This window comes from Desulfocastanea catecholica, from assembly GCF_054657295.1.
Genome location: NZ_BAAHYZ010000140.1, coordinates 1 through 393 on the forward strand (window position 1 = coordinate 1; position 393 = coordinate 393).

The window sequence follows — 393 nt, forward strand, 5'->3', positions numbered from 1 at the left end:
AGTTCTTTGGTGTTCGGCCATCCCCAAGGTCCCACTACCATGCGTCTGCTGATCGAATTGATCGAAGAGCTGGTGATCAAGGGGGGCGGATACGGCCTACTGTCAGGCTGTGCAGCCGGCGACAGCGGCGCTTCTCTGATTATCAAGGTCAATTAAAATCAAATTTGGAGAACGTACCATGACAAATAACAGGCTCTATCCTTCGTATCAGAATCCCTACCTCCTTGCGGCCGATCGTCCCCTGCCCGAGGAAATGGCCGTTGTCGGTGCCGGTCACATCGGGCCGGACATCGCCTACTTTCTGCGTACCGGGCTGCCGGATAAAAAGCTCTACCTGGTGGATGTTTCTGAAGAACCGCTGAAAAAGGCTGAAGAACGTTACAAGGCCTATGC

At 53.7% G+C, this 393-nt stretch carries 1 protein-coding gene and 1 pseudogene; both read left to right on the forward strand.

Going from position 1 to position 393, the window contains the following annotated elements; all coding sequences use genetic code 11:
* Positions 1-156, forward strand: a pseudogene (locus ACYQ8U_RS23245) (thiolase family protein); the annotation flags it as partial.
* 22 nt (positions 157-178) lie between these two features.
* A partial coding sequence (locus tag ACYQ8U_RS23250) for a class I SAM-dependent methyltransferase (protein WP_459947932.1) occupies positions 179-393 on the forward strand: 215 nt, incomplete at its 3' end.